The sequence below is a fragment of the Gluconobacter vitians genome, from assembly GCF_015244565.1.
GTDB lineage: Bacteria > Pseudomonadota > Alphaproteobacteria > Acetobacterales > Acetobacteraceae > Gluconobacter > Gluconobacter vitians.
In genome coordinates, this window is the sequence record NZ_JABCQG010000091.1 from 1 (window position 1) to 543 (window position 543).

Sequence of the window (543 nt, forward strand, 5' to 3'; positions counted from 1 at the left end):
CCGCCTGAGCGTGGACGTGGGGCACGTCCATCTGGAGACAATCGCCAGTTTCTCAATGGTATGCTGCATGTTCTACGAACGGGTTGCCCCTGGCGGGACATGCATGAACGCTACGGCAAGTGGAACTCGGTCTATGTCCGGTTCCGGCGTTGGGCTGAACAGGGTGTCTGGGATGCTCTTTTACAGACCCTGGTAGATCTGGGGCTGACTGATAACTGGCGGCATATGATCGACAGCACCGTAATCCGCGCCCATTCACAGGCCACTGGGGCAAAAGGGGGGCTTATTCGGAGGCTTTTGGTCGGTCACGCGGCGGCTTTACGAGCAAAATCCATGCCCGATGTGACAATCAGGGACGCCCTCTCGGCTTTGTCCTTACCGGAGGCCAGGTCTCGGATTACAAAGCCACAGACGCCCTGATGAAGCTACCTGTCCCGAACCCCAAAGCCATGCTGGCCGACCGGGGCTATGACAGTGACAGTTTCCGCCACGAACTGCTGGTCCACGGGATCCTGCCAGTCATTCCATCACGCAAAGGCCGCA

At 58.6% G+C, this 543-nt stretch carries 1 protein-coding gene and 1 pseudogene; both read left to right on the forward strand.

Annotation, left to right across the window (positions count from 1 at the left end; genetic code table 11):
- Window positions 1-168 (forward strand): annotated as a pseudogene (locus tag HKD24_RS15655) (transposase); the annotation flags it as partial.
- A 47-nt stretch (window positions 169-215) separates the two neighbouring features.
- Window positions 216-543, forward strand: a 328-nt coding sequence (locus HKD24_RS15660; protein ID WP_407646385.1) for a transposase, incomplete at its 3' end; no start/stop codon positions are given.